At 73.4% G+C, this 25393-nt stretch carries 21 protein-coding genes and 1 pseudogene; 9 read left to right on the forward strand and 13 right to left on the reverse strand.

All coding sequences use genetic code 11. The annotated features are described in order from the left end of the window. Positions 1-86 precede the first annotated feature (86 nt). The 5 genes from MF672_RS22360 (at position 87) to MF672_RS22380 (ending at position 5118) form a co-directional block, all read left to right on the forward strand. A complete protein-coding gene (locus tag MF672_RS22360; protein ID WP_242381418.1) occupies positions 87-1409 on the forward strand; it encodes an ABC transporter substrate-binding protein in 1323 nt (440 codons plus the stop codon). Beyond that, complete coding sequence (locus MF672_RS22365) at positions 1406-2290, forward strand: carbohydrate ABC transporter permease (protein ID WP_242381419.1); 885 nt, start codon at positions 1406-1408, stop codon at positions 2288-2290. Before MF672_RS22360 ends, MF672_RS22365 begins: the two co-directional genes overlap by 4 nt. Then, entirely contained in the window at positions 2290-3192 is a 903-nt protein-coding gene (locus MF672_RS22370; protein ID WP_242381420.1) for a carbohydrate ABC transporter permease, read from the forward strand. Before MF672_RS22365 ends, MF672_RS22370 begins: the two co-directional genes overlap by 1 nt. Positions 3193-3212: 20 nt before the next feature. Further along, on the forward strand, positions 3213-4187 hold the full coding sequence (locus MF672_RS22375) for a LacI family DNA-binding transcriptional regulator (RefSeq protein WP_242381421.1): 975 nt from the start codon (positions 3213-3215) through the stop codon (positions 4185-4187). Between the two features lie 97 nt (positions 4188-4284). Continuing rightward, positions 4285-5118, forward strand: coding sequence for an SAM-dependent methyltransferase (locus MF672_RS22380; RefSeq protein ID WP_247815387.1), 834 nt, complete (start codon positions 4285-4287; stop codon positions 5116-5118). 30 nt (positions 5119-5148) lie between these two features. On the opposite strand, the gene MF672_RS22385 is transcribed toward MF672_RS22380, so the two are convergent. Genes MF672_RS22385 through MF672_RS22405 form a run of 5 tightly spaced genes read right to left on the reverse strand, consistent with a single transcriptional unit; the run spans position 5149 to position 10320 of the window. Beyond that, positions 5149-5526: a YchJ family protein gene (locus MF672_RS22385; RefSeq protein ID WP_242381423.1), complete on the reverse strand. Its 378-nt coding sequence runs from the start codon at positions 5524-5526 to the stop codon at positions 5149-5151. Positions 5527-5531: 5 nt separating this feature from the next. After that, positions 5532-6383: an NAD-dependent protein deacetylase gene (locus tag MF672_RS22390; protein ID WP_407654736.1), complete on the reverse strand. Its 852-nt coding sequence runs from the start codon at positions 6381-6383 to the stop codon at positions 5532-5534. A gap of 34 nt (positions 6384-6417) precedes the next feature. Further along, positions 6418-7899, reverse strand: coding sequence for a hypothetical protein (locus MF672_RS22395; RefSeq protein WP_247815388.1), 1482 nt, complete (start codon positions 7897-7899; stop codon positions 6418-6420). Beyond that, positions 7899-8984: a lantibiotic dehydratase gene (locus tag MF672_RS22400; RefSeq protein WP_247815389.1), complete on the reverse strand. Its 1086-nt coding sequence runs from the start codon at positions 8982-8984 to the stop codon at positions 7899-7901. Before MF672_RS22400 ends, MF672_RS22395 begins: the two co-directional genes overlap by 1 nt. A 4-nt stretch (positions 8985-8988) precedes the next feature. Then, a complete protein-coding gene (locus MF672_RS22405; protein ID WP_247815390.1) occupies positions 8989-10320 on the reverse strand; it encodes a hypothetical protein in 1332 nt (443 codons plus the stop codon). Between the two features lie 371 nt (positions 10321-10691). On the opposite strand from MF672_RS22405, the gene MF672_RS22410 reads away from it, so the two are divergent. Together MF672_RS22410 and MF672_RS22415 are read left to right on the forward strand one after the other, a co-directional pair. Beyond that, entirely contained in the window at positions 10692-11792 is a 1101-nt protein-coding gene (locus tag MF672_RS22410; protein WP_242373632.1) for a PP2C family protein-serine/threonine phosphatase, read from the forward strand. Positions 11793-11851: 59 nt separating this feature from the next. After that, on the forward strand, positions 11852-13015 hold the full coding sequence (locus MF672_RS22415; protein WP_242373633.1) for a pyridoxal phosphate-dependent aminotransferase: 1164 nt from the start codon (positions 11852-11854) through the stop codon (positions 13013-13015). A gap of 9 nt (positions 13016-13024) precedes the next feature. Here MF672_RS22415 and MF672_RS22420 read toward each other — a convergent pair whose 3' ends face one another. Continuing rightward, positions 13025-14698, reverse strand: coding sequence for a PstS family phosphate ABC transporter substrate-binding protein (locus MF672_RS22420; RefSeq protein WP_242373634.1), 1674 nt, complete (start codon positions 14696-14698; stop codon positions 13025-13027). 172 nt (positions 14699-14870) lie between these two features. Here MF672_RS22420 and MF672_RS22425 point away from each other — a divergent pair, with 172 nt between their 5' ends. After that, positions 14871-17153 (forward strand): ATP-binding cassette domain-containing protein, encoded by a 2283-nt coding sequence (locus tag MF672_RS22425; protein ID WP_242373635.1) that lies wholly within the window; start codon positions 14871-14873, stop codon positions 17151-17153. Between the two features lie 3 nt (positions 17154-17156). Here the strand turns inward: MF672_RS22425 and MF672_RS22430 are convergent, their stop codons facing one another. The 3 genes and pseudogenes from MF672_RS22430 to MF672_RS22440 all read right to left on the reverse strand — a co-directional run bounded on the left by MF672_RS22430 (position 17157) and on the right by MF672_RS22440 (position 19532). Next, positions 17157-18023: a hypothetical protein gene (locus MF672_RS22430; RefSeq protein WP_242373636.1), complete on the reverse strand. Its 867-nt coding sequence runs from the start codon at positions 18021-18023 to the stop codon at positions 17157-17159. A gap of 33 nt (positions 18024-18056) precedes the next feature. Next, positions 18057-18965 carry a S66 peptidase family protein gene (locus MF672_RS22435; protein WP_242373637.1) on the reverse strand — a complete coding sequence of 303 codons (909 nt, stop codon included), beginning with the start codon at positions 18963-18965 and terminating at the stop codon, positions 18057-18059. Then, positions 18952-19532: pseudogene (locus MF672_RS22440) on the reverse strand (SIR2 family NAD-dependent protein deacylase). The gene MF672_RS22435 and the pseudogene MF672_RS22440 overlap by 14 nt, the downstream one beginning before the upstream one ends. Before the next feature lie 42 nt (positions 19533-19574). Between MF672_RS22440 and MF672_RS22445 the strand changes: the two are divergent. Further along, complete coding sequence (locus tag MF672_RS22445) at positions 19575-20456, forward strand: sulfotransferase family protein (protein ID WP_242373638.1); 882 nt, start codon at positions 19575-19577, stop codon at positions 20454-20456. Here the strand turns inward: MF672_RS22445 and MF672_RS22450 are convergent. The 4 genes from MF672_RS22450 to abc-f all read right to left on the reverse strand — a co-directional run bounded on the left by MF672_RS22450 (position 20428) and on the right by abc-f (position 25299). Then, positions 20428-22314 (reverse strand): ABC transporter ATP-binding protein, encoded by a 1887-nt coding sequence (locus tag MF672_RS22450; protein WP_242373639.1) that lies wholly within the window; start codon positions 22312-22314, stop codon positions 20428-20430. The two genes, MF672_RS22445 and MF672_RS22450, sit on opposite strands and share 29 nt — an antisense overlap. A 107-nt stretch (positions 22315-22421) precedes the next feature. Beyond that, a complete protein-coding gene (locus tag MF672_RS22455; RefSeq protein WP_242373640.1) occupies positions 22422-23246 on the reverse strand; it encodes an enoyl-CoA hydratase/isomerase family protein in 825 nt (274 codons plus the stop codon). A gap of 125 nt (positions 23247-23371) precedes the next feature. Further along, positions 23372-23587, reverse strand: coding sequence for a helix-turn-helix domain-containing protein (locus tag MF672_RS22460; RefSeq protein WP_020547488.1), 216 nt, complete (start codon positions 23585-23587; stop codon positions 23372-23374). A gap of 113 nt (positions 23588-23700) precedes the next feature. Further along, on the reverse strand, positions 23701-25299 hold the full coding sequence (gene abc-f, locus MF672_RS22465; protein ID WP_242373641.1) for a ribosomal protection-like ABC-F family protein: 1599 nt from the start codon (positions 25297-25299) through the stop codon (positions 23701-23703). Between the last annotated feature and the right edge of the window lie 94 nt (positions 25300-25393).

The raw sequence follows: 25393 nt of genomic DNA on the forward strand, positions 1-25393 counted from the left end.
GGATTAACGAGAACGTAACGCCTCTTGACGGACATTTCTGCGCTGTTCCACTCTGTGCACGTTCACAGAACCTTACGGAGGTACGCATGCGCGCCCACCGCCTTGGAGCAGCACTGGCCGTCGCACTCACGGCCGCCCTCGCCGCCTGCGGGTCCGGCGAGCCCGCCCCCCGGAGCACCGAGGCGGCGCAGAGCCCGGCCTCCGCCGCCGCCCAGGGACCGGTCAAGCTCACGTACTGGACCTGGGCCCCCAACATGGACAAGATCGTCGCGGTCTGGAACCAGGCGCACCCCGACATCCAGGTCACCGTCAGCAAGCAGGCGGGCGGCGACGACGCGGCGGCCAAGTACCTCACCGCCGCCAAGGCCGGCAACCCGCCCGACCTGGTGCAGGCCGAGTACCAGCACCTTCCGTCGTTCATCGCCGCCGACGCCGTCGCCGACCTCAAGGCGGAGACCGCCGCGATCCAGGGCGAGTTCTCCGAGGGCCTGTGGCGGCTGGTCACGCTCGGCACCGAGGGCGTCTACGGCGTCCCGCAGGACAGCGGCCCCATGATGCTCTTCTACCGCAAGGACCTGTTCGACAAGTACGGCATCGAGGTGCCGAAGACCTGGCAGGAGTACGCCGACGCGGCCCGCGCGGTGCGCAGGAAGGACCCCGGCGTCCACCTCGGCACGTTCTCCAGCAAGGACCCGGGAGCGTTCACAGGGCTCGCCCAGCAGGCCGGCGCCCAGTGGTGGTCGATCAGCGGCGAGTCCTGGAAGGTGAACATCGCCGACGAGGCCACCAGGAAGGTCGCCGACTACTGGGGCGGCCTGGTGAAGGAGGGCGCGATCGACGACATGCCGTACTTCACCCCTGAGTGGAACAAGGCGCTCAACGACGGCAAGCTGCTCACCTGGCCGTCGGCGGTGTGGGCGCCGGGCGTGCTGTCGACCAACGCCCCCAAGGCCAAGGGCAAGTGGGCCGCCGCCCCGCTCCCCCAGTGGAACGCCGGCGAGAGCTTCAGCGGCTTCTGGGGCGGCTCGTCCACCGCCGTGTCGGCCAAGACGCCCAGCAAGGCGGCCGCGGCCCGGTTCGCCACCTGGCTCAACACCGACCCGGCCGCGCTGGAGCTGCTGGTCAAGGAGGCCGCGATCTACCCGGCGGCCACCAAGGCGCAGTCGGCGCTCGGCGAGGCCCCCGAGTACTTCGCCGACCAGCCCGACTTCTGGCAGCAGGCCGCCGCCGTCTCGGCCGGGGCGCGCGGCTTCACCTTCGGCCCGAACGTCGGCGTCACCTACAACGCCTTCAAGGACGCCTTCGACAAGGCCGTGCAGAACAAGTCGTCCTTCTCCGCCGCCGTGCAGGCCATGCAGGACGCCACGGTCGCCGACATGCGCAAGTCCGGCTTCCAGATCGCGCAATGAGCCACTCCAGAAGGAACGCCTGGCCGTACCTCTTCCTGACCCCGGCGATGGTGCTGTTCACGCTGTTCCTCGCCGTGCCCATCGGCTACACGGTGTACCTGGCCATGCGCAGGACCCGGGTGTCGGGGCTCGGGCTCGGGAAGGGGGCGCGGCGGGAGGTGTTCGTCGGTCTCGACAACTTCGCCGCCGCGCTCGGCGACGCCGAGCTGTGGCACGGCTGGCTGCGGGTGCTGGGGTACGGCGCGCTGGTGCTGACCGTCATGCTGGGCCTGGCGCTGCTGTTCGCGCTGCTGCTGGACTCCGCGCGGGTGCGGCTGGCCCGCTTCTCCCGCATCGCGATCTTCCTGCCGTACGCCGTGCCCGGGGTGGCCGCCACCCTGCTGTGGGGCTTCCTGTACCTGCCCTCGCTCAGCCCGCTCCGCGACGTGCTCGACGTGGACCTGCTCGGCGCGTCCACCGTCACCTACTCCATGGCGAACGTGGCGGTGTGGGGCGGCACCGGCTTCAACATGCTCGCCCTCTACACCACGCTCCGCGCCATCCCCCGCGACCTGTACGAGGCCGCGCGGCTGGACGGCGCCTCCGAGCTGCAGATCGCGCTCCGCGTCAAGATCCCGATCCTGACCCCGGCGATCATCCTCACCACCGTGTTCTCGATCATCGCGACCATCCAGGTGTTCACCGAGCCCACCACGCTGCGCCCGCTCACCAACACCATCAGCTCCACCTGGAGCCCGCTCATGAAGGTCTACCGCGACGCGTTCGTCACCGGCGACCTTTACTCGGCCGCCGCCACCTCGATCGTCATCGCGGCGATCTCGCTCGTCCTGTCGCTCGGGTTCCTGCGCGTCGTCCGCGACCGCGCCTTCGAGGAGGGCTGATGGCCGGGCTCACCACCGCGCCCGCAGCGGCGCGCCGGCGCCGCGGCGGGCGCCGGGCGAGGGGCGCGGCCGGCCACCGGCCGTGGGGCGTCGCGCCGACCGCGCTGCTGCTGCTCGGGGCCGTCTACTGCCTGTTCCCGGTGTGCTGGGTGCTGCTCGCGGCCACCAAGTCGCCGAGCGAGCTGTTCAGCACGCCGACGCTGTCGTTCGGGACCGGCTTCCTGAGCAACGTCGAGCAGCTCTTCGCCTACCGGGACGGCGTGTTCTGGCTGTGGGCGGGCAACACGCTGCTGTACGCGGGCGGGGGCGCGCTGCTGTCCACGGCGGTGTCGGCGGTCTCCGGCTACGCGCTGGCCAAGTACCGCTTCCCCGGCAGGGACGCCATCTTCACCGTGCTCATCGGCGGCATCCTGGTGCCCGCCGTGGTGCTGGCGATCCCGCAGTACCTGCTGTTCAGCAAGTTCGGGCTGGCCGACACCTACTGGGCGGTGCTGCTGCCGCAGATCCTGCATCCGTACAGCATCTACCTGGCCCGCGTCTACGCCGCCGCGGCCGTCCCCGACTCGCTGCTGGAGGCGGCCAGGATCGACGGCGCGGGCGAGGGGCGGCTGATGGCGCGGGTGGCGCTGCCGCTCATGACGCCCGGCATGGTGACGATCTTCCTGTTCCAGTTCGTGGCGATCTGGAACAACTTCCTGCTGCCGTTCATCATGCTCGGCGACGACGGCAAGTTCCCGCTCACGGTCGGCCTCTACACGCTGCTCGCGGCCGGGGCCAACCAGCCGGCGCTCTACAACCTCATCCTGACGGGGGCGTTCCTGTCGATCGTCCCCTTGATCGCGCTGTTCCTCACGATGCAGCGATACTGGAGGACCGACCTGTCCTCCGGAGCCGTGAAATGAAACGCCCTACGATCCACGATGTGGCCGCGGCCGCGGGCGTGTCCCGCGGCACGGTCTCCCGCCTGCTCAACGGGGACAAGTACGTCAGCCCCGCCGCGCGGGTGGCGATCGAGCGGGCCATCTCCGAGACGGGCTACGTCGTCAACCGCGCCGCGCGCAGCCTGGTCACCCAGCGCACCGGGTCGGTGGTGATGGTGCTGTCGGAGCCGCACGAGAAGCTGTTCGAGGACCCCAACTACAGCACGATGATCCGGGTCGCGATCAGGGCGCTCGCCGAGCGGGACATGTCGCTGGTGATGATGCTGGCCGGCGACGAGGGCGACCGCGAGCGGGTGGCCCGCTACGTGCGCGGCGGCCACGCCGACGGGGTGCTGCTGGTCTCCACGCACGCCGGCGACCCCCTGGTCGAGATGCTCGGCCGGGGCGGGCCGCCCGCGGTGTCGTGCGGCGCGGTGATCGGGCACGAGAGCGTCATCCCGTACGCCGCCGCCGACGAGCGGCTGGGCGCCCGGCAGATGACCGAGTACTTCGTGCGCCAGGGCCGCCGCCGCATCGCGATGATCACCGGTCCGATGGACACGCCGGGCGGCATCCAGCGTCTGGAGGGCTTCGCCGAGGTGCTGGGCCGCAAGGCCACCCAGCGGCTCATCGCGCACGGCGACTGGACGCAGGCCAGCGGCGAGCGCGCGATGGGCGAGCTGCTGGAGCGTTCCCCCGACATCGACGCCGTGTTCGTGGCCTCCGACCTGATGGCCGCCGGGGCCCTCGCGGCGCTGCGCGCGGCCGGCCGGCGGGTGCCGGACGACGTGGCGGTGGGCGGGTTCGACGACTCGGCGGTGGCGGTCTCCACGCATCCGCCGCTCACCACGATCCGGCAGCCGCTAGCCGAGATGGCGCAGGAGACGATGCGGCTGCTGTTCGCGTTGCTGGACGGCGCGGAGCCGGTCGGCCCGGTGGTGCTGCCGACCGAGCTGGTGGTACGGGAGTCCGCCTGATCGGGGCAAATGCCGGAAACAGGAGAACTCCTCAGGTCCGGCGTCGTACGATCATGCGCAACGCCCGCACGGGCCTGGCAGCAAGAGGGAGCCGACGGTGGCCGACAGCGAGCAGGAGCGCGCGCCGCGCGGGATCGACACGTCGAGGCCCAGCGTCTCGCGGGTCTACGACTTCATCCTCGGCGGCAAGGACAACTACGCCTCCGACCGGGAGGCGGCGCGGCGGGCGATGGAGGTCGCGCCGGACGCGCCCCAGGCGGCCCGCGCCAACCGCGAGTTCCTCGGCCGGGTGGTGCGCTTCCTGGCGGGCGAGGCCGGCATCCGGCAGTTCCTCGACCTCGGCTCCGGCCTGCCGACGCAGGGCAACGTGCACGAGATCGCCCAGTCCGTCGCGCCCGGCGCGCACGTCGTCTACGTCGACCACGACCCGATCGTGCTGGTGCACGGGCGGGCGCTGCTGGCCGTGGACGACACCACCACCGTGGTCGAGGCCGACGTCCTCGACCCGCAGGGCATCCTGCACAACCCCGAGGTGCGGCGGCTCATCGACTTCGACCGGCCGGTGGCGCTGCTGATGTTCGGCATCCTGCACCACCTGTCCGACGAGCAGGACCCGCGCGGCATCACCCGGCGGCTCATGGACCGGCTGGCCCCCGGCAGCTACCTCGCCGTCTCCCACTTCCACAACCCCGGGCCCGAGCTGCCCGAGGTGTCGCGGCAGGCGTACGCGGCGGAGAAGGTGTTCAACGAGACGATGGGCACCGGGCGGTGGCGCACCCGGGAGGAGATCCTGGCCTACTTCGACGGGCTGGAGATGCTGGAGCCTGGCCTGGTGCCGCTGCCGGAGTGGCGGCCGGACGACAGCGACCAGGCCACGCCGGGCATCACGTACCACACCTTCGTCGGGGCGGTGGCGCGCAAGCCCGAGTGAGCCCCGAGTGAGCCCGGCCCGCAGCACGCCTCACAGCGCGCCGGCGTACACCCAGCGGCCGTCCACCCGGACGAAACGGCTGTGCTCCTCCATCTCGCCCGGCCGCCCGCGCTCCAGGTAGTGGGCGCGGAAGCGGACCGTGCCCTCGGTGTGCACGACGCTGCCGCCGCTGGTCTCCAGGACCTCCAGCCTGGTCCAGCGCACCCGCCGGTCGAGGTCGAGCCGGGCCGGGCGGGCGCCGGGGTGCCAGGTGCGCAGCAGGTACGCCGTGTCGCCCACGCCGAACGCGCTGAAACGCGAGCGCATGAGCTGCTCGGCGGTGGCGGCCGCCGCCTCGCCGCGGTGCAGCCGGCCGCAGCAGTCGTCGTAGGCGGCGGGCAGGCCGCAGGGGCACGGTCGAGCGGGCATGCGCCCTATTGTGCACCGAGCCGGCGGGCCAGGCCGCTCAGGGTGACGCCGAGCGGGGCGTCCACCAGGAGCCGCGCGTGGGCGTCGCCGCCGGTGGGGCCCTGGTTGACGATCGCGACGGGCACGCCGAGCGCGGCGGCCCGCCGCACGAAGCGCAGCCCGGACGGGATGGCCAGCGAGGAGCCGAGCACGAGCAGCGCCCGCGCCCGCTCGACGACGGCGAAGCACTGCTCGACGCGCGGGCGGGGCACGTTCTCGCCGAAGAACACCACGTCCGGCTTGAGCAGGCCGCCGCAGGCCGCGCAGTCGACCACGCGGAACCCGGCGACCTGGGCGTCGCTGAGCACGGCGTCGCCGTCGGGGTTGACGACGTCGCTGGTGGCGGCCCAGCCGGGGTTGGCCGCGCGCAGGCGGCGGTCGAGCTCGGCGCGCGGGCTGCGCTCGCGGCAGCTCAGGCAGACGACCCGGTCGAGGCCGCCGTGCAGCTCGATGACCTCGCGGGCGCCGGCCGCCTGGTGCAGGCCGTCGACGTTCTGGGTGACGATGCCGGTGACCAGGCCGTGCCGTTGCAGCGCGGCGACGGCGAGGTGGCCGGTGTTGGGGCGGGCCAGGCCGATCTGCCGCCAGCCGACGTGGCTGCGCGCCCAGTAGCGCTGCCGGGCCTCGGCGCTGCCCAGGAACCGCTGGTAGGTCATCGGCTCGGCGCGCCGGGAGCGGCCGGTGGGGCCTCGGTAGTCGGGGATGCCCGACTCGGTGGACAGGCCGGCCCCGCTCAGCACCGCCACGCCGCCCCCGGCGACCAGCTCGTTCAGGCTGCTGAGGGACGCCTCCGTGGTGCCTTGTGTCACGTCTTCCATGGTGCCCGACGCGCCTGGGTGCCCTGTCCACCGGCTACCGCAGAACTCCGGCCGCCGCCAGCTCGGCCGTGAGGCGGCGGCGGGCGGGCTCGGCCAGGCCGTCGAGGGCGTGCGGGTCGGCGGCCAGGCGGCTGACCGGGACGACCAGGAGGTGGTGCAGCCGGATCGAGCGGCCCGAGCGCAGGTTGACGGCGAACGTCCCCGGCCCCCGCCCGTCGGGGCCGGCCCCGGCGACGACCTCCGTGCAGGGGTCCCACGCCGCGCCCGGCGGCCCCGGGACGGCCGGCCCGGCGACGGTGCAGGCCGCCAGGCGGCCGGGCGGCAGGCCGGGCAGGCGCTCCTGCCAGCGCCGGACGAGGATCGCGACCTGCTGCGGCGGGATCGTGCCCGGCGCCTCGAACTCCGCCCACCGGGCCAGGTCGTGCCCGGGCGCGGGCGGCAGCCGGACGAGGGCGCCCGCCGTCCAGGGCGTCCGCACGCCCAGCCGGTAGGCCCGCACCCCGCCGAGCCGCACCCCGGCGGCCCCCTCCGCCAGCAGCTCCGCCGACTCCCCCGCGGCCTCGGCGGTGACGCCGGGCGCGCCGACCGCCAGCTCGGCGGTGACCGGCACGCCCGGCGGCAGCGCGGCCGGCAGCCGGCGCAGGTCGACGGTGGCGCCGGTCAGGCCGGTGGCCGCGCCCAGGAAGTCGGCCCGGGTGACCATCACGGTCAGGCCCCGGCAGCGGGCCAGCGCCTCCGGCGGGAGGGCCGCGGCGCGGGCGGCGTCCAGCCGGCCCGCCCACGCCGCCCCGTCGCCCGGCAGCGGCCGGTCGTCGTCGATCCAGCGCACCGGCTCGACGCCCCCGCGTCCCGAGCCGGCCGCCGGACCGTCCTCGCCGGTCCCTCCGGGTCTTCGCCGCGCCGGGCCCGGCGAGCCGCCGTACCAGCGCGGCCTGATCACCCGTTCGGGCGACCAGCTTCCCCACCGCACTGCCGACAGCTCGGGGACCCGGCGCAGCGCGCCGCGGTGCTCGGCCACATACCGGCCGCACAACGTGACCCTCTCCCCCAGCGCCGCGACCAGCGCGAACGCCGCGGGGAGCTGGTCGGCGCAGTCCACCGCCACGTGCGCGCGCCGCCCGGCCACCACCCGCCGGGCCAGCTCGATCTCGGGTGCGAACAGCTCGCACCGCAGGGCGGCGCCGAGCACGTCGCGGCTGCTCTCCTGGCTGCCCTCGGTGAGCTCCAGCCCGTCCACGGCGAGCCGGACGGCGGGGTCGGCGGCGAGCCCGAGCGCGGTGCCGACGGCCCGCAGGCAGGCGTCGTCGTACGCCCGCCGCTCCAGGATCGCGGCCGCGGCCCGGCCGAACAGCGCGGTCAGCGGCCCCCCGGCGTGCCGGTCGGCGGCGGCCCGCAGCCGGGCGGGGTCGGCGAGCCGCCTGACCAGGTGCTCGCCGAGGTCGAGCAGCGCCATGCCGGCGGGCGGCACGACCTCGGTGGTGAGGTCGGCGAGCGGGGGGACGACGAGGACGTCCATCAACCGCGTTCCTCCGTCCAGGGGTAGGGGCACGGGCCGGTGTCGGGCCGCCCGGCGGGCCGCAGGTAGACGCAGCGGAGCTGGGCGGCGAAGCGGAGGCCGCCCTCGCGCAGCCAGCAGTCGCCGGGGCCGGGCAGCGTCTCGGTGAGCGTGAGCCCGTCGGCGGCGGCCGACAGCGCGGCCAGCTCGCTGACGAGGGCGGGGGCGCGGGTGTCGACGTAGAGCGAGCGCCGCTCACCGGCCCCGGCCGCCGGGGCGGCGGCCGCGAAGAAGGTGCGGGGCAGGCCGTGCGCCTCGCGCAGCCGGGCCATGGCCAGCAGCAGGTCGCGGTCGCCGCCGGCGTGCCGCAACGCCTCGGACGCGCCTCTGGCCAGCCGCCAGCGCCGCCGCGCGAGGACGACGTTGCCCCAGGTGAGCCGGGGCAGGTGGGGCAGGTCGGGCAGCGCGGGCGGGCGGATCCTGGGCAGCGCGAGCGCGGTGTGCAGGGCGCTGCCGAGCTCGCCGTTGTGCAGCAGCAGCGGCTCCCCGCTCTCCTTGGCGCGCAGCACGGCGCGGCGGCCGTCGCTGTGCACGTAGAGGTCGCCGAGGCCGAGCCGGTGCCGCCGGGGGTCGGCGGCCGCGCCGCCGTGCTCCAGGACGGGGCCGGGCAGTTCCAGCGCGGGCAGGCCGTCGGCGCGCGCGAGACGACGTTGAGCACGGTGCGGCCGTCGAGCACGCGGGCGACGGCGGCGTCCCGCTCGGCGACGAGCGCGGCGCCGTCGCGGCCGGGCGGCGGCCCCATGCGGCGAGGCGGGGCGTGTCGTGCAGGGCGGTGAGGACCAGCGGCGTGCGGCCCCTCGTACGCCTCCAGCGACGGCGCGGCGACCATGACGTCGGCCGCGCAGAGCACCGGGCAGGGCGGGCGGGACGGGCTCGCCGAACACGCCGGCCAGGTCGAGGACGTCGGCGCCGGGCGGCGCGGCGCGGACCAGCTCGGCGATGCGGTCGCCGGGCCGCACCTCCAGGTCGCCGGCCGCGCGCAGCGCCTCGGCCAGCTCGAAGCAGCCGGCGCCGAGCCGCGCGGCGAGCAGCCGGTTGGTGCGCACCGGGTCAGCTCGGCCTCCTCGGCGAGCGGGGCGAGCGCGGCGGGCACGCGTTCGCGCAGGCGGCGGCGAGGGCCGCCGGGGTGTAGGTGCGCAGGGTGCCGGCCGCGGCCTCGCGCACGATGACCCGCGCGCCGCTCCGCTCGTCGCGCCCGGCGCGCTGGGCGCCGCCGGTCAGCGCCTCGATGCGGCTCTGCACGGCCAGCTTCACCTCGGGGGAGGCGGCGGGGTAGCGCTCCAGCAGCGCGGCGATCTCGCGGACGCGCCGCCCGGCGGGCAGGTCGGTGCCGGTCGTGGCGCGGGCGCCGGCGAGCGCGCGCCGCCGCTGGGCGGGCACGCCCCTGGCGGGCACCAGGCCCCGGTCGGGGACGGCGGGCTCGTCGTCGCCGGGCAGCCGCTCGCCGAGCCAGGCGACCGGGTCGGCGACGGTGGCGGGCGGCCACAGGTCGTGGGTGAGCAGTCCGCGGCGCACCGCGACGGCGAGGGCGGCCGAGGCCCGCTCCAGACTGATGCCGCAGTCGGCGGCGATCTCGGCGACGGTGCGGCGGCCGTCGCAGCGGGCGGCGAAGGCGGCGCCGTCGGCCGGGGGCGCGGTGCCGGCGCGTCTGCGGGGCACGAGCCCGGCGACCAGCGCGAGGTCGGCGAGGACGCGCTGGTGCAGCGCCTCGCCGACGCGGGCGGCCGGGTAGGCGACGCGGCGGGTCAGCTCGCGGTGCCCGGCCCAGGTGTAGCCGCTGGCGAGGGCGGGCTCGACGCGGCCGGCGCCCTCGGGGGCGTGGAAGCCGGTGGGGGCGGCGCGGGTGGCCAGCCACTGCACGTGGGGGGCGAGCCGGGCCGGGTCGGCGGGGCCGCGGCGCAGGTCGCGGTAGGCGGCGGGGGCGGAGCAGACGAGGGCTTCGAGGAAGCGCTCGTCGGTGGCGAGGCCGGTGGCGGCGGCCCGGGCGAGGGCGGCGTCGGCGGCGACCTCCTCGGCGAGCGCGAGCCTGGCCTCCTCCAGCAGGCCGGTGACGTGGTTCCAGTCGGCCAGCCAGTCCTCGGGGCCGGGGGTGCCGGGCGGCAGGGGACGCAGGCGGCGCAGCCGGCCGCGCAGCCCACGCGGCAGCCTGAGGGTGCCCGCCCGGGCGGCGTGCGGTCCGGCCGGGCGGGCTTCGCGGCGCGCCGGCGCGGCGGCGAGCAGGCCGAGGGCCCGGCTCTCCAGCAGCGCGACGGCCGCCGCGGTCTCGGCGGCCCTGGGGTAGGCCAGGGATTGGACGAGCTCCCAGGGGAACCCGGCGCTCCGGACGACCACGGCCGGCACCAGGGTCCACTCGCGGTCTTGCAACGTGCCGGGCTCGCCCATGTACACGTTCCCCTTTCTCGTGACGACCAAAATTCGGAATGCGGGTAACACAGATATTTACAAGATCGTTTACTTCTGTCAATGCGTTCCCCGATGAGAAATAGTCACACTCAGCTATCCCAAGCGCCGGAAATATCCCCACCAAAAACGGCAAATCCCTCGATGCGAGTCACGGCCGTTTACTTTCTGTAGTCGCGGGCATATCATGGCTGCACAGCCCGGCCGCGGCGGCGGCATTTCCCGCCTGATTAATGGCGGCCATTTCGCCCCGGCGGGCTTTCCGACCGCGGCCTCCGCGTTGTTTTCCGCACCCGCCCGGCGGGGCACGATCACCCGGACGGCGGAACGACGGCACGGAATGAGGGACGGCCGTGGCGAATGGCATGGAACGGCGGCGCGTGGGCCCCCGCCTGCCCGCGCCGGTGTTCTTCGTGGCGCTCCTCGGCGTCACCGCGGCGCTCATCGCGCTCGACGCCTACACCGGCACGGCGGTGCGCCTGCTCCCGCTGCTGATCTTCCTGCCGTCGATCGTGTCGGGCCTCGGCACCGTTCGGCAGACCGCGTTCGCCTCGGTGTGGGTGGTGCTGGTGATCGTCGGCACCCTGGCCTACCTGCACGCCGAACCCGACGACAACCTGCTGCTCGCCGCGTTCGCGGCGTTGTTCGGCGTGGTGGCGGTGCTCGGCTGCCGCTACCGGGTGCGCCGCGAGGAGGAGGTGCACCGGCTGCGCTCGGCCGCGGCGGCGCTGCAGCGGCAGATCGTCCGCCCGCTGCCGCTGCGCACCGGCGACGTCGTCGTGGACGGCCTCTACCAGCCGGTGGAGGAGGACGCGATGGTGGGCGGCGACATGTACGAGGTGGCCGCCTCCCCCTACGGCACCCGCCTGCTCATCGCCGACGTCCAGGGCAAGGGCCTGCCCGCCATCGGCACCGCCCTGGCCGCGCTCGGGGCCTTCAGGGAGGCCGCCTACCGCGAGGCCACCCTGCTCGGGGTGGTGGAGGCGATGGAGTCGGCGGTGGCCCGCCACAACATGGGCGCCGGCCGGAGCGGCGAGCCCGAGCGCCTGGTGACGGCCCTGGTGCTGGACATCGGCCGCGGCCCGGTGGTGGAGGCGGTCAACTGCGGGCACATCGCCCCGTACGTCGTCCACAACGGGCGCGCCTACCAGGCCTCGCTCGGCGAGCCCTCCGTGCCGCTCGGCCTGGACGGGCTGGCCCCGGGGCCGCCCCGGGCCACCTGGTTCGCCTTCCCCACGGGGGCGACGATGCTGCTGTGCACCGACGGCGTCACCGAGGCCCGCGACCGCGACGGCGCGTTCTACCCCCTGCTGTCGCGCCTGCGCGCCTGGGCCCGCCGCCCGCCCGCGCGGCTGGCCGAGAGCGTGGGCGCGGACGTGCGCCGCTTCACCGGCGCCCCGCCGCGCGACGACATCGCGATCCTGACGGTGAGCAGGACCCGCCAGATCTCATGAACCACTTCCCGGATTCGCGCGTATCTCCACACATCGGACACGTGTTCCATGGAGGTGTCGTGGAGCTCAGCCTTCTGCGTACACAGGCGCACAGCCCGTCGTACTTCACCCTGCTGCGTGGCTCGTCCGGAGAGCGCGCACCGGTGGATTTCTGCATACCGTGCAACCCGTACTTCCCGACGCCCGAGATCTTCGAGCACCTCGGGAGGAATCTGGAGACGATACTGAAGTTCTACCCGAGCGACGCCGGCACGATCACCGCCGAGCTGTGCTCCACGCTCGGCCTGCACCCCCAGACGGTCGCCATGGGCAACGGCTCCACCGAGCTGATCACCTGGATCGACCACCTGCTGGTGCGCGAGAGCCTGGCGGTGCCCATCCCGACCTTCGGCCGGTGGACCGACCAGCCGCTGGAGACCGGCAAACGGGTCGACATGTACCCGCTGCTGGAGAGCCGCAACTTCGCCCTCGACGTCAACGACTTCGTCTCCTTCGTCCGCGCCCGGGGCTCGCGGGTGGCGGTCATCTGCAACCCCAACAACCCCGACGGCGGCTACCTGCCCAAGCACGAGGTCGTGCGGCTCATGGACGAGCTGATCGACCTCGACCTCGTCGTCATCGACGAGTCGTTCGGCGAGTTCGTGGACGCCGAGCCGTACCTGGGCGTGGCGGCCGAGGCCGCGGTCCGGCCGAACGTGATCGTGCTGCGCAGCCTGGGCAAGAACTTCGGCCTGCACGGCATCCGCTTCGGCTATCTGGTGGCCAACCCGGCCCTGGCCGGGCGGGTGCGCGCCGCGCTGCCCAAGTGGAACCTCAACTCCTTCGCCGAGGTCATGGTGTTCCTCATGAAGCAGTTCGGCGCCGAGTACCAGGAGAGCCTGCGGCGGTTGTCCAACGACAGGCGAGCGATGTTCCAGCAGCTCAGCACCATGCCGGGGCTCTCGGTGTTCGCCTCGCAGGGCAACTTCCTGCTGGTCAAGCTGCCGCCGGGGCACGACGGGGTGCCGCTGCGCGACCACCTGCTGACCGAGCACGGCGTGTACGTCCGCGAGTGCGGCAACAAGCTCGGCACCACCAGCCAGTTCCTGCGCCTGGTGGTGCGCCCGCAGGAGGACGTGCGGCGGCTGCTCATCGGCATGACCCAGTTCCTGTACTCGGGCAGCCTGCACGAGATCCCGGTGATCGGCCTGCACCACCGCCACGCCAACCCGCTGCCGGCGTGACGGGCGCGCTCAGCGCAGGCCGCACATCTCCTCCATGCCCTCCTTGGTCACGCACGGCTTGAAGCCCGCCGCCGTCAGCCGCACCTGGGCCAGCGGATGCGCCCGGGCGAACGCCAGGAACCCCGCCGCCGCGGACCCGGCGCGGGGGCGTTCGCGCGCGTAGACGTACTCGACCGTCCAGAACGGGTAGCCGGACTCGACGGCGGTGGAGGCGTCGAACGCGGTGCCGTCCAGGGTCAGGGCGGTGACCGTGCCGGCGCGGCGGGCCTCGGTGAGCGAGGGCGCGTCGGCGTAGCCGAGTGCGCCGGGGATCGTGCTGATCAGGCGCACGACCTCGGCGTTGCCGTCGCGCTCGCAGCGGATGACGGGGGCGGCCGCGTTGCGGTCCTTGGTCAGGCAGTCGTCGGAGGACAGCACGTTCTCGCCGGTGCCCAGCACCTCGTCCTCGTAGAGCTGGCGGGTGCCGGAGTCGTGGTCGCGGCCGATGATGCGGATGGGCAGGCTGGTCCCGGCGCCGAGCTGCTTCCAGTCGGTGTAGGCGCCGCTGTTGATCTTGCGCAGGTCGGCGAGGGTGATCGTGGTCAGGCCCACCCCGGCGTTGACGGCGACGTGGTAGGGCACGATGGCCAGCTTCTCGGCGTGCAGCCGGTCGTGGTGGCGGCTGCGGCCGTCGGACAGGGCGAGGACGTCGCCGCCCGGCGCGCCCTCCACCAGCCGGCGCACGCCCTCGATCGAGCCGCTCGCCTCGGTGCTGACCCGGGTGTCGCCTCCGCACGCCCTGGCGTACTCCTCGGCCACCGCCCTGATCGCCGGCATGACCACCGTGGAGCCGACCACGCGCAGCTCGCCCGGCGCGCAGGCGATGGTCGCGTCCACCGGCCCGGACAGGCGGCTGAGCACGAGCACGCCGCTCAGCAGGACGACCAGGACGGCGCTGACCCGGGGCAGCGTGACCAGGCGGCGCTCGCGCTCGTCGCGGACGATGCCGGCGTCCTTGAGCTTGCCGCCCTGCTCGACCTCCTTGGTCAGCTCCCCGTCCCCCTGGCCCGGCTCGCGCAGGACGACGACCAGCTTGGCCTTCTCGCCGCGCCTGAGCCGCAGCCCGTCCAGGCGCACGCCGTGCCACTCGGGCTCCGGCGGCTCCTCCTGCCCCTGCCCCTGCCCCTGCGCCTGCCCGAGCAGGCGGGCCATCCGGTCGGAGAAGCGCCGCCTGACCGTCGTCAGGTCCTCCCTGGCGGGCTTGTCCTCGTCGCGGACGTCGCGGAAGAAGCGCAGGCTCCTGCGCAGCCGCTGCCGCAGCTCGGGGGTGCTGGCGTCGGAGACGCGGGCGTTCCAGACCAGCCGGCCGCCGAAGGTGAACGACAGCGGCCGGTCGAAGTCGTCGGGGCCGATGTCGTAGCTGCCGCTGTTGCGGACCCGGATGACCACGATGCTCATCCGGTCGAGCGTCCTGGCGAGGGCGCGGAGCTGCGGCGGCCCGGACTCGTTGGGGTCGGGGCCGCCGTCCAGCTCGCCGCTCAGCCCGATCTTGGAGTTGTACAGGACGCGGAAGCCGATCCGCTTGCGGCGGACCAGCAGCCGGTCCACGTACGGCGCCACCAGCAGGAGCACGATCCCGAACAGGACCGGCCCGACCCCGCCGAGGAACTCCACCAGCCGCCCCAGCGCCTCCAGCACGGCCACCTCGCCCCCTCAACCCCCTTTGACGCTTCAATTCTCACTTTTTCGTGATCAGGAGGGCCGGCGGCACCGAGGGTTCACGCACTGTTCCAGGACGCGAAACGTACGAAGTACGGTAGTCTGTCCCGGCTAACTCCTTACGCCATAAATAAACGCCTCGACGACAAGGGGTCCCGTGGTTCCCACGCACCGCCACGACCACACCGCCGCCGACAGCCACGACCTCATCCAGGTCCGCGGCGCCCGCGAGAACAACCTCAAGGACGTCTCCCTCGACCTCCCCAAGCGCCGCCTCACCGTCTTCACCGGGGTGTCCGGCTCCGGCAAGTCCTCGCTCGTCTTCGACACCGTCGCCGCCGAGTCGCGCCGGCTCATCGACGAGACCTACAGCGCGTTCGTGCAGGGCTTCATGCCGAGCCTGGCCCGCCCGGACGTGGACGCCCTGCACAACCTCAGCGCCGCGATCATCGTCGACCAGGAGCGCATGGGCGCCAACGCCCGCTCCACCGTCGGCACCGCCACCGACGCGCACACCATGCTGCGCATCGTCTTCAGCCGCGTCGGCGTCCCCCGCCTCGGCTCCGCCTCCGCCTTCAGCTTCAACCTGCCCGAGGGCATGTGCCCGGCCTGCGAAGGGCTCGGCAAGGCGTCGGAGATCGACGTGGACGCGCTGGTCGACCGGGAGCTGTCGCTGAACGAGGGGGCCGTCAAGGTCCCCGGCCACGCCGTGGGCAGCTGGCTCTGGCAGGTCCTGGCCGCCTCCGGCCTGTACGACCCCGCCGTCAAGCTGAAGGACTTCACCCCGCGGCAGTGGGAGGACCTGCTCCACAAACCCGCCACCAAGATCAAGTACGGCTCGAACACCTTCACCTACGAAGGGCTCGCCGTCCGGGTGCGCCGGTCGTACCTGGGCAAGGACCTCGACTCGCTGCAGCCGGCGGCGCGGGCCTTCGCCGACCGGGCGCTCAGGCTGACCGTCTGCCCCGACTGCGGCGGCTCCCGGCTCAACGAGAGCGCCCGCTCGGTGCGCGTCGGCGGGCGCACCATCGCCGAGTGCTCGGCCATGCAGATCGACGACCTGGCGGAGTTCGTCCGCGGCCTCCGCGACGAGGCCGTCGGGCCGGTGCTGGACGGCCTGCTCGCCACGCTGGACTCGCTGGTCGGCATCGGCCTCGGCTACCTCAGCCTGGACCGCGAGTCGGGCACGCTGTCCGGCGGCGAGGCGCAGCGCGTCAAGATGGTGCGCCACCTCAACTCCAGCCTCACCGACGTCACCTACGTCTTCGACGAGCCCACCGCCGGCCTGCACCCCCACGACATCCAGCGCATGAACGACCTGCTGCTGCGGCTGCGCGACAAGGGCAACACGGTGCTGGTCGTCGAGCACAAGCCGGAGACCATCGCCATCGCCGACCACGTGGTGGACCTCGGGCCCGGCGCGGGCGCGGCCGGCGGGCAGGTCTGCTACGCGGGCGACCTCGACGGGCTGCGCGCCTCCGGCACGCTGACCGGCCGCTACCTCGGCCACCGCGCCCGGCTGCGCGAGCAGGTCCGCGAGCCGGCCGGCCGGCTGCGCGTCGAGCACGCCACGCTGCACAACCTCAAGGACGTCTCCGTGGACGTGCCGCTCGGCGTGCTGACCGTGGTCACCGGCGTCGCCGGGTCCGGCAAGAGCTCGCTCGTCCACGGCTACGTCGCCGGCCGCGAGGGCGTGGTGGTGGCCGACCAGTCGCCGATCCGCGGCTCGCGCCGCAGCAACCCGGCCACCTACACCGGCCTGCTCGACCCGGTCCGGGCCGCCTTCGCCAAGGCCAACGGCGTCAAGCCCGGCCTGTTCAGCGCCAACTCCGAGGGCGCCTGCCCCGCCTGCAAGGGCATCGGCCTCATCTACACCGACCTGCAGATGATGGCCGAGGTGGCCTCGGTGTGCGAGAAGTGCGAGGGCCGGCGGTTCACGCCGGAGGTGCTGACGTACACGCTGCGCGGCAAGAACATCAGCGAGGTGCTGGCCATGTCGGTGACCGAGGCCGCCGCCTTCTTCACCACCGGCCAGGCCAGGGGCATCCTGGAGCGGATGTCCGCCGTGGGCCTCGGCTACCTGGGGCTGGGGCAGCCGCTGACCACGCTGTCGGGCGGCGAGCGGCAGCGGCTGAAGCTCGCCATCCACATGGCGCGGGGCGGGACGACGTACGTGCTGGACGAGCCCACCACCGGCCTGCACCTGGCCGACGTGGACCAGCTCCTGGGCCTGCTCGACCGGCTGGTGGACGACGGCAACACGGTGATCGTCATCGAGCACCACCAGGCGGTGATGGCGCACGCCGACTGGATCATCGACCTCGGCCCCGGCGCGGGCCACGACGGCGGCCGGGTGGTCTTCACCGGCACCCCCGCCGAGCTGGTCGCGACCGGCGGCACGCTGACGGCCGCGCACCTGCGGGACTACGTCACGGGCTGAGCCTCAGACCGCCAGGCGGGCCAGCACCTGGGCGAACTCCGGCGGCGGGGCCACCACCAGGCGCGTCTGGCCGTCCCTGGCCACGATGTCGGCCCTGATCAGGGTCAGCCGCCCGCCGTGCCACCAGTACACCTGGGGGCTCAGCCCGCCGGTGCGGGCGGCGTGCAACCGCAGCCGCTCGATGGCCCGCACCACGCCGATGCCGTCCACGGGGTGCAGCAGCAGCGTGTACGGGTCCGGCAGCGCCACCAGCACCCCGTCGGGCGGCACCGGCAGGTAGTCGGCCAGCCAGCGCAGGTGCGCGGCGGCCGACGGCGCCGTCCCGGTGAGGCGGGTCACCGGGGTGCCCGCCAGCTCGATCTGCTCCACCTGCAGCCGCTCCTCGCGGCGCACGTTCTCCACGGCCAGGTCCAGCGCCCGGGCCGTGGGGACGGGCCAGCAGCCGGCCTCCTCGGGGCGCACCGGCCGGCCCGCGGCGGTCAGCAGCTCCACCAGGTCGGCGTTGAGGTGGCGGCCCACGACGCGGGTCAGGTCGGCGATCTCGTCCACCGCCTCCACGCGGGTGCGGAGCAGCGGCCCGGCCTGCTCCAGGTCGCTGACGTCCAGCTCGCCCGCGGTGGCGACGGCGTGCGCCAGGTGCTCGCTGACCAGCACCGGCCAGTCCTCCCTGGCCCGGCGCCCGGCCTCGCGGCGCAGCCCGGTGAGCCGGACCGTCAGCGTCGTCTCCCCCCGCAGCGTGACCGAGCCGCCGTCGCGGGCGAAGGCGCAGGTGAAGCCGCGGGACTCGGCCACGAGCGCGAGCAGCGAGTCGAGGTCCTCCTCGGCGGCGGACCTGCGGGCGGGCTCCCGCTCGCGCCTGAAGAAGCTCACGCGCCGTGTCCCTTTCTGCCGTATTCGTCCCTCCTAGGGTGCCTGCTCCCCATCGCGGATCGGACCAGTCAGCGAGCACGATTCGGTATCGATAACCCCAAGTCTGCCCAGCCAGAGGCTCATTTGCGGGGAGCCGTGACCGGCCGCGACGCCGCCCAGCACGGGCACCCCGAGCGGCGCCAGCCGGTCCCGCAGCACCGGGTACGGGTCGCCGCAGCCGACCCACGAGCCGAGCACGATCCCCCGCACCCCGTCGAAGGCCCCCGCCTGGAGCAACTGGGTGAGCATCCGGTCGATCCGGTACGGCTCCTCCCCCACGTCCTCCAGGAACGCGATCCGCCCGGCGAAGGACGGCTGCCACCGCGTCCCGCACAGGGCGGCCAGCAGCGACAGGTTGCCCCCGGACAGCTCGCCCGCGGCCCGCCCGGGCACGAGCGCCAGCTCGCCCGGCACGCTCGCCTGCGTGCCCGACAGGGCCGTCTGGAGGCTGTCCCAGGTGCGCGGCTCGGGGCCGTCCTCGCCCGCCAGCAGGTCGCAGGCCGGCATCGGGCCGTGCAGGGTCGGCACGCCCAGCTCGATCGCGAACGCGGTGTGCAGCGCCGTGATGTCGCTCGACCCGAGCAGGACCTTGGGGCCGGCCGCCCGCAGCGCGTCCCAGTCGAGCAGGCCGAGCAGCCGCCCGGCGCCGTAGCCGCCGCGGCAGCAGAACACCGCCGAGACCGCCGGGTCGCACCAGGCGGACTGCAGGTCGGCGGCGCGGGCGGCGTCCTCGCCTGCGAGGTAGTCGAGCTCCTGGCGGTCGAGCACGTGCGCGCCGACCACCACCTTCAGCCCGAGCCCTTCGAGGCGCTGGACGCCCCGCTTCAGCAGGGCCGCGGCGGGCGGTCCCGAGGGCGCGACGATGGCGACGGTGTCACCCGGCCGCAGGTCAGCTGGCTGCATCGATCAACTCCTGGACGAGGGCCGGCAGCGCCCGGCCGATCGGCTCCCGGATCACCCGGTCGGCGAAGGGATCATAGGGGGTCGGCTCGGCGTTGACGACGACCAGGCGGGCCCCGGCGTCGAGCGCCTCCCCGCACAGCCCGGCCGCCGGGTGCACGGTCAGCGACGTGCCGACCGCCACGAACAGCCCGCAGGAGCGGGCGGCGGCGCGGGCCGCCGCCAGCACCTCCGGCCTGAGCGACTGGTCGAAGGAGATCGTGTTGGCCTTCTGCAGGCCGCCGCAGCGCGGGCACGGCGGGTCGTCCTCGCCCGCGGCCACCCGCTTCAGCACCTCCTCCATCGGCGTGACGAGCCCGCACGACAGGCACTCGGCGCGGCGCTCCAGGCCGCGTGGCCGAGCCTGGCGCGCCAGGTGCGCCGCCTGACCTCGGGGTCGGCGAGGTAGCGGTCGATCGTGGCGTCGGCCTCGGCCTGCGGGTTCTTCGTCCAGACGCCCCGCGGCCCGCGGAAGTCGGGGATGCCGGAGTCGGTCGAGATGCCCGCCCCGGTCAGGACCGACACCGGCATTGGCTCGTTCACCTGGCAAACGGTGTCACACTTGGGTGGCGTATGCGACTTCCGCCCCACATCCTCGTGGTCAACGGCATCAAGGTCCGCCGCCCGGTGTTCCTGCTGGGCGCCCCGCACTCCGGCGCGGACCTCCTGGCCCGCGCGCTCAAACGCTCCCCGGGCTTCCACGTCACGATCGGCCGGGCCGGCGTGGCGCACGTGGTGTACGCCTTCGCCCGCCGGCCGTCCATCGCCGGCACCTCGGGCGCGGTGCGGGTGCTGCGCGACGCACTCGCCGAGTCCTGGCAGGTGCTGCCCGGCTCGTGCGGGCAGTGCCCGGCGCCGTGCCGGGAGGCGGGCGGCGTCACCGGCGCCGGCCCGTGCGTGGCCACCGGCGAGATCGTGCGCTTCGGCGACGGCAGCCCCGACCTCATCTACAGCGCGCCGGTGCTGCTGCGGGCCTTCCCCGACGCCCGGTTCGTGCAGCTCGTCCGCGACGGCAGGGACGTGGCCGCCGCCATGCTCGCCGACCCGGCCTGCCTGGCCTGGTTCCGGCCGGCGATGCTGAGCGGCCGGACCGAGTTCCCCAACGCCTTCCTCGGCGTCAACAAGGACGAGCACCTCGACCGCTGGAAGGGCATGCCGGCGGCGGGCAAGTGCGCGCTGCGCTGGCGCAGCGCGGTGCGGCTGAGCGCCGAGCTGCGCCGCGCGCTGCCCGCCGGCCAGCTCCTGACCCTGCGTTACGAGGAGTTGGTGGGCCGGCCCGCGCAGGCGGCGGCCGCGCTCGCCGAGTACCTGGAGACCCGGGTGTCGAAGGTCGCGCTCTACGGCAGGGACGCCGAGGTCGGCGCCTGGCGCTCCCGGCTGCGCCCGGCGGACCGGCAGCTGGTGGAGAAGGTGGCGCGTGAGGAGCTCACGCGGCTGGGCTACCTGACGAGCTGAACTGGGTGCGGTAGAGCTCGGCGTACAGGCCGCCGCGGGCCAGCAGCTCCTCGTGCCCGCCGCGCTCGGCCACCCGGCCCTCGTGCACGACGAGGATCTCGTCGGCCTCCCTGATCGTCGAGAGCCGGTGCGCGATCACCAGCGAGGTACGGCCCTCCAGCGCGGTCTTCAGCGCCACCTGCACGGCCGCCTCGGACTCGGAGTCGAGGTGCGCGGTCGCCTCGTCCAGCACCACCACGCGGGGGGCCTTGAGCAGCAGCCGGGCCAGCGCGAGGCGCTGCTTCTCGCCGCCCGACAGCCGGTAGCCGCGATCGCCCACCACGGTCTCCAGCCGGTCCGGCAGGGACTCGACGAGGTCGCCGATCTGCGCGGCCCGCAGCGCCGCCCAGATCTCCTCCTCCGTGGCCTCCGGGCGGGCGTAGCGGAGGTTGGCGCCGATCGTGTCGTGGTAGAGGTGGGCGTCCTGCATGACCACGCCCACGGTGTCGCGCAGCGAGGCGAGCGTGGCCTCGCGCACGTCGAGCCCGTTGATCCGGACGGCGCCCTCGTTGACGTCGTACAGGCGCGAGACCAGCGAGGTGATCGTGGTCTTGCCCGCGCCCGAGTGGCCGACCAGCGCGATGAGCTGCCCGGGACGGGCGGTGAACGACACGCCCTTCAGCACGGGCTGCGACGGGCCGGTGTCCTGGCGGGCCACGGACTCCAGGCTGGCGAGGGAGACCTCCTCGGCCGCCGGGTAGCGGAAGTGCACGTCGTCGAACTCGATCGTCACCGGGCCCTCGGGGACGGGGCGGGCGTCCGGCCGCTCGGCGACCATCGGCCTGAGGTCGAGGATCTCGAAGACGCGGTCGAAGCTGACCAGCGCCGTCATCACGTCGACGTGCACGTTGGACAGCGAGGTGAGCGGGCCGTAGAGGCGCATCAGCAGCGCGGCCAGCGCCACCAGCGTGCCCAGCTCGAAGAAGCCGTCGACCGCGAGCACGCCGCCGATGCCGTAGACCAGGGCCGTGGCGAGCGCCGCGACCAGGCCGAGGGCGACGCGGAAGACGGTGCCGTACATGCCGACCCGGACGCCGACGTCGCGCACCCGGGCGGCCCGGCCGCCGAACACCGCGGCGTCGTCCTCCGGACGGCCGTACAGCTTGGCGACCATGGCGCCGGCGACGTTGAAGCGCTCGGTGGTGACCGAGCTCATCTCGGCGTCGAGCTGCATCTGCTCGCGGGTCAGGGCGGACATGCGGCGGCCGACGTACTTGGCGGGCACCACGAAGATCGGCAGCAGCACCAGCGCGACCAGCGTCACCTGCCACGACAGCGCCAGCATGGCGCCCATCACCAGGACCAGGCTGACCACGTTCGACACGACCGACGACAGGGTGCTGGTGAGCGCGCGCTGCGCGCCGATCACGTCGGTGTTGAGCCTGCTGACCAGGGCGCCGGTCTGGGCGCGCATGAAGAACGCGACCGGCATGCGCTGCACGTGGTCGAACACCTCGGTGCGCAGGTCGTAGATCAGGCCCTCGCCGATGCGCGCGGAGTACCAGCGCTGCACCAGCGTCAGCCCGGCGTCCACCAGGGCCAGCGCGCCGATCGCGACGGCCAGCCAGACGACGACGCCGGCCCGCCTGGGCAGGATGCCGTCGTCGATGATCGCCTTCATCAGCAGCGGGTTGGCGATCACGATCACCGCGCCCGCCACCACGAGCAGCAGGAACGCGGCGATCTGCGCGGTGTACGGGCGCGCGTAGCCGGCGATGCGCCGCACCGTGCCCGGCCGCAGCCGCTGCCTGGTCACCGACTCGTCGCGGCGCAGCGACATCATCACGTGGGGGCCGAAGCCCCCTCCCATCATCGCCATCCGGGGTCCCTTCTCGTCCCCCGGACACAGCGCCGGGTGCGGCGGGCCGATTCCCGGCTCAGCTCAGCGCGAAATACCGCGGCGGCCGGCTCGGCCCGCGGGTTCGGTCAGCCGCCGAACAGGGCCTTGATGCGGGCGGCCTGCTCCAGCCCTTCGGCCACCCCCTGCTCCTCCAGGGTGCGCCCCCGCGCGCCCTGCAGGAGCCGTTTGGTCGCGACGGCCGCGTCCCGGTTGGTGGACAGCAGCTGCGCCGCCTTGTCGCGGACCGCCCGGTCGAGGTCGTCGCGGGCGACCACCTGCTCCGCGAGGCCGATGCGCATGGCCTCCTCGGCGTGCACGGTCCTGGCGGTCAGGCAGATGTCGATCGCCTTGGCCAGGCCCACCAGCTCGACCAGGGGTTTGGTTCCCGTGAGATCCGGCACCAGCCCGAGGGCCGGCTCCTTCATGCAGAATTTGACGTCGTCGGCCACGATCCGCAGGTCGCAGGCCAGCGCGAGCTGGAATCCCGCGCCGATCGCGTGTCCCTGCACCGCGGCGATGGAGACGATCTCCGGCCGGCGCAGCCACAGGAACCCCGCCTGGGCCTTTCTGATGCTGTGCTCGAAGTCCGCGTCCCCGCCTCTGGCCGCCGAGCTGAACGAGCCCTGTCCGGGCACCCCTTCCGGGGTGAACATCCGCAGGTCGATGCCTGCCGAGAAGGACGGTCCCTCACCTTTCACGACGACGACGCGCACCTGCTCGGGCAGGCTCTCGCCGATGCCGGCCAGCGCCGTCCAGGTCGCGAACGTCTGTGCGTTGCGCTTGTCCGGCCGGTCCAGCGTGATCGTCGCTATCTCACCGTCCACCTCGAAGCGGATTCCGATCTCCGCCAGCCGTTCGGCCGAGATGTCCTCCGCGTTCCCCCCGCGCTGCCGCGCCTGCGCTTCCGTCATCGCCCGCTCCCGGTCTCCGAAGTGCTGTCCGTCGCGCCCGAGCCTACAGAATATGGTTCTGGCTCGGGCGCGACGGCTGGCTGACTAGGGACGGGCGGCTGCGGTCGCACGTTCCGAGGCGGCCGTCAGCGCTTGGACTTGCCTCGGGTCGCCCCGCCGCGCCCGCGCAGAGTCACGCCGGACTCGCTCAGGATGCGGTGGATGAACCCGTAGGACCGACCGGTCGAAGCGGCGAGAGCGCGAATGCTCTCGCCCGCGGCGTAGCGCTTCTTGAGATCGCCGGCCAGTTTCTCCCGGTCGGCCCCGGTGACCCGGGTGCCCTTCTTCAGTGTCTCGGCCACGAGTACCTCCTGTAGTGCCGGACTTCCGCAGCGTTACTCCGCCATGATCAGTCATTTCAGCGGGATCGGCTACCTACTCCACGGGAAAAGATCCGTACCCACTCAAATTAAGATCAGGCAAGTGCCACAAGATCGGAAAATTCGTCGCTCCACGCGTCTTCAGTTCCGTCCGGTAGCAAGATCACCCTATCCGGTGACAGGGCGTCAACGGCACCCTCGTCATGGGTCACCAGGACGATTGCTCCTGAATACGACCTCAGAGCATTGAGCACCTGCTCGCGGGAGACGGGATCGAGGTTGTTCGTGGGCTCGTCGAGCAGCAGGACGTTGGCACTGGAGAGCACCAGCATGGCCAGGGCGAGCCGGGTCTTCTCGCCGCCGGACAGCACGCCGGCGGGCTTGTCGACGTCGTCGCCGGTGAACAGGAACGAGCCGAGCACCTTGCGCAGCTCGGTGTCGGTGAACTCGCCCCCGGCCGAGCGCATGTTCTCCAGCAGCGTGCGGCCGGCGTCGAGGGTCTCGTGCTCCTGGGCGTAGTAGCCGATCTTCAGGCCGTGGCCGGGCCGCAGCTCGCCGGTGTCGGGCGTCTCCAGGCCGCCGAGCAGGCGCAGCAGCGTGGTCTTGCCCGCGCCGTTGAGGCCGAGGATGACGACCCGGTGACCTCGGTCGATGGCCACGTCGACGTCGGTGAAGACCTCCAGCGAGCCGTACGACTTGGACAGGCCCTGGGCCGTCAGCGGGGTGCGCCCGCACGGCTGCGGGTCGGGGAAGCGCAGCCGCGCCACCTTGTCGGAGACGCGCTCCTCCTCGGTGGAGGCGAGCAGGCGGTGCGCGCGGCGCATCATGTCCTGGGCGGCCTTGGCCTTGGTGGCCTTGGCGCGCATCTTGTCGGCCTGCGCCAGCAGCGCGCCCGCCTGCTTCTCGGCGTTGGCGCGCTCGCGCTTCCTGCGCTTCTCGTCGGTCTCGCGCTGGGCGAGGTACGCCTTCCAGCCGACGTTGTAGTGATCGATCACCGAGCGGTTGGCGTCCAGGTGCAGGACCTTGTTGACCGTGGCTTCAAGAAGGCCGACGTCGTGACTGATGATCACCAAGCCACCTTGATGGCTGCGCAAAAAATCACGAAGCCAGCCGATTGAGTCAGCATCTAGATGGTTTGTCGGCTCGTCGAGAAGGAGAGTTTCCGCTCCGCTGAAAAGAATTCGGGCCAATTCCACGCGCCTGCGCTGACCGCCGGAAAGCGTTTGCAGCGGTTGTGTCAGCACCCGGTCGGGCAGCCCGAGACTGGAGGCGATCGAGGCGGCCTCCGACTCGGCGGCGTAACCGCCGAGCACGTGCATCTGGTCCTCCAGGCGGCCGTAGCGGCGCACGGCCCGCTCGCGGGTGCGCTCGTCGGCGGAGGACATGCCGAGCTCGGCCTCGCGCAGCTCGCGCAGCACCTCGTCGAGGCCCCGGGCGGACAGGATGCGGTCGCGGGCCAGCACCTGCAGGTCGCCGGTGCGCGGGTCCTGGGGCAGGTAGCCGATCGAGCCGCTGGTCGTGACGGTGCCCGCGGCAGGCAGCGCCTCGCCCGCGAGCACCTTGGTCAGCGTGGTCTTGCCGGCGCCGTTGCGGCCGACGAGCCCGATCTTGTCACCCGGGTTGACCCGGAAGGAGGCGTTCTCGATGAGCAGGCGCGCGCCGGCGCGCAGCTCGATATCATTGGCGATGATCATGGTGGCGGAAACACTCCCGAGGTAGGAAACAAGGGTTTTGGGCGTGCTACGCCTGATCAATCGGGAGTAGGCATACGATCAGTGTAGAGCGCCG

The sequence above is a fragment of the Actinomadura luzonensis genome (genome assembly GCF_022664455.2).
In the GTDB taxonomy this organism is placed as follows: domain Bacteria; phylum Actinomycetota; class Actinomycetes; order Streptosporangiales; family Streptosporangiaceae; genus Nonomuraea; species Nonomuraea luzonensis.